Source organism: Actinosynnema sp., assembly GCF_052038725.1.
On sequence record NZ_JBQGCX010000448.1, the window covers coordinates 1 to 2,585 of the forward strand.

Annotated in this window: 3 protein-coding genes and 1 pseudogene; 2 read left to right on the forward strand and 2 right to left on the reverse strand. The window is 73.8% G+C overall.

Annotation, left to right across the window (positions count from 1 at the left end; all coding sequences use genetic code 11):
- Positions 1 to 243 (reverse strand): annotated as a pseudogene (locus ACTUAL_RS09090) (sugar ABC transporter substrate-binding protein); the annotation flags it as partial.
- Between the two features lie 397 nt (positions 244 to 640).
- On the opposite strand from ACTUAL_RS09090, the gene ACTUAL_RS09095 reads away from it, so the two are divergent.
- Positions 641 to 1,144, forward strand: a complete 504-nt coding sequence (locus ACTUAL_RS09095; protein ID WP_096495335.1) for a hypothetical protein — start codon at positions 641 to 643, stop codon at positions 1,142 to 1,144.
- Between the two features lie 90 nt (positions 1,145 to 1,234).
- Here the strand turns inward: ACTUAL_RS09095 and ACTUAL_RS09100 are convergent, their stop codons facing one another.
- On the reverse strand, positions 1,235 to 2,224 hold the full coding sequence (locus tag ACTUAL_RS09100) for an aldo/keto reductase (RefSeq protein WP_440899940.1): 990 nt from the start codon (positions 2,222 to 2,224) through the stop codon (positions 1,235 to 1,237).
- Positions 2,225 to 2,354: 130 nt separating this feature from the next.
- Between ACTUAL_RS09100 and ACTUAL_RS09105 the strand changes: the two genes are divergently transcribed.
- Positions 2,355 to 2,585: helix-turn-helix domain-containing protein (locus ACTUAL_RS09105; protein WP_440899941.1), on the forward strand; the 231-nt coding region annotated here is incomplete at its 3' end.

Below are 2,585 nucleotides of genomic sequence, written 5' to 3' on the forward strand. Positions count from 1 at the left end.
GTAGTCGCCGGGGTTCCACTGCACCTCGACGCGGGCGTCGGGGTAGTCGGCGGCGTAGCGGCGCACGGCGTCCTGCACGCCGTCCTCGCCGTAGGCGTGGTACCAGTGGCTGAGCGTGCCCGGCGCGGACCCGTCGCGCCCGGTGTTGGACCCGCAGGCGGTCAGCGACGGCCCGCCCAGCCCGAGGCCGAGCAGCCCGGCTGCCGCGAGGAACGAGCGTCGGTCCAGTCCCCCGGCGCCCATGGCACCACCTCCCCGGCTCGGAACTGCGGGGAATCATGGGGTTGGGGGCGATCTTGTGTCGAGGTCGTCCGCGTGGTGGACGGGGGTTGCGCGGGGTGGGCGGGGTGCGGGTGGGCGGGTGTTGTGCCTGGTGCGCGCGGTGCGGCGGGGTGCTGGGGGCACGGCGGCGGTGGCGGGAAAACCACCCGTTGGAGGTCATCCGGTCGTGGGAACACGCGCGGCAGGTCGCCCCGAACCGGCGGGCAGCCGTCCCATCCGGCCCCTGTTAACGGCTGCCGACCGAACGGCCGTCACCCGCAGGAGGCATTTACCGGGAGAGCGGGGCGTCGATAGCTTGTGAATTCCCCGCAATCGCCCGGCATTCCGGAGGGCGATTGGAAGACAGTTTGGGATGTGCATGAAGAAGAGCACCTGGCTGACCAGGGCGGCCATCGCCGCCCTGCTCCTCCCCGCCACGGCGGTGGCCGCGCCCGCCGCATCGGCCGAGAGCTCCGCGCCGGACCGGATCACCGCGTCGGGGCTGTCCGCGCGGTCCCCGGAGCTGTCCGCCTCGGCCACGAGCACCGTCACCAACGGCGCCTGGTCGTGCACGCTCACCGCGAGCAACCCGAACCGCTGGTTCGGCGGATCGGGCGGCGGTGAGCAGGGCATCGGCAGCGTGAGCTGCACCGGGGGCGCGGTCATGCCAGCGATCTACGTCGCGGTCGGCCTGTACCGGAACGGCTCGCTGATCGCGTCGGACCAGCTGGAGAAGGCCAACTCGATCATCGTCAACCGGGTGGCCTCCGCCTCGCCGCACGTCTCCGCGGCCTACGAGACCGGCGCCCTCGGCGCGGTCCTGTGGCCGGACAACACCATCACCGAGATCCCGCAGATCTACAGCATCGTCGTTCGCACCTGACCCGCGCGGGGCGGGCTTCGGGAATCACCGAAGCCCGCTCCGCCGGTTCACCGGAAAAGCGCTCGAAGAATGGCGGGAATTCCCCAGCCGCTAATTCCCCACCGCCAACCCCGCCATCATCGCCGACGGGTACCGGTCCCCCCGCGCCGAACCGGCGGGCACCGCCCGCTCGATCGCCGCCAGGTCCTCCTCGGTCAGCTCCAGCTCCGCCGCGGGCAGCGCCTCCGCCAGCCGCTCCCGCGTCCGCGCCCCCACCAACGGCACGACGTCGTCGCCGCGCGACGCCACCCAGGCGATCGCCAGCTGCGCGACCGTGCACCCCTTCTCCCCCGCCACCGCGCGCAGCGCCTCCACCAGCCCGAGGTTGTGCTCCACGTTCCCGGCGCTGAACCGGGGCGAGCGCGCCCGGTGGTCCCCCGCCGCCACCCGCGACGCGTCCCAGTGCCCCGAGATCAGCCCGCGCCCCAGCACCCCGTACGCGGTCACCCCGATCCCCAGCTCGCGCAGCACCGGCAGCACCTCGTCCTCCACCGCCCTGGAGATCAGCGAGTACTCGATCTGCAGGTCGGCGACCGGGTGCACCGCGTGCGCCCGGCGGATCGTCTCCGCCCCCACCTCCGACAGCCCCAGGCTCCGCACGTGCCCGGCCTCGATCAGCTCCTTGACGGCCCCGACCGTGTCCTCGATCGGCACGTCCGGGTCCAGCCGCGCGGGCCGGTAGACGTCCACGTGGTCGACGCCCAGCCTGGTGAGCGAGTGCGCCAGGTAGTTCTTCACGGACGACGGCCGCGCGTCGGTCCCCAGGAACCGCACCCCCGGTCCGATCAGCTGCCCGAACTTCACGCTCAGCGCGTACTCCTCCCGCGCCCTCCCCCGCAGCGCCTCGGCCAGCAGCAGCTCGTTGTGCCCGGACCCGTAGAAGTCGCCGGTGTCGATCAGGGTCACGCCCGCGTCCAGCGCGGCGCGCACGGTCGCCAGGCTCTCCGCCCGGTCGGACTCGCCGTAGGCGCCGGACATCGCCATGGCGCCCAGGCCCAACCTGGACGCGGCGGGTCGGCCGGTGCTGCTCGTGCTCTGCATCTCATCGCTCCTCGTCACTGCGGTCACCTCTCCCACCCTGCGCGGCGGGGCGGTCCGGCGGGAGCGGAGCGCTGATCGTGGGAGAGCCGCTCCCTGGCTCGGCGGCGCGCGGGCGACGACCATGGGCGGCGTGCACCGGGACCAGCTCGCCGACTTCCTGCGCCGCCGCCGCGAGGCGATCCGCCCGGCCGAGGTCGGCATCACCGACGGCCCCCGCCGCCGCACCGCCGGCCTGCGCCGCGAGGAGGTCGCCATGCTCGCCGGCATGTCCGTCGACTACGTCGTCCGCCTTGAGCAGGGCCGCAGCAGTCAGCCGTCGACCCAGCTGCTGGGCGCCCTGGCCCGGGCCCTGCGTCTGACC

What these genes read in the sequence shown, in the direction of transcription:
- ACTUAL_RS09100 (WP_440899940.1), bottom strand. Translation starts at nt 2,224, where the DNA reads ATGCAGAGCACGAGCAGCACCGGCCGACCCGCCGCGTCCAGGTTGGGC.
- ACTUAL_RS09095 (WP_096495335.1), top strand. Translation starts at nt 641, where the DNA reads ATGAAGAAGAGCACCTGGCTGACCAGGGCGGCCATCGCCGCCCTGCTC.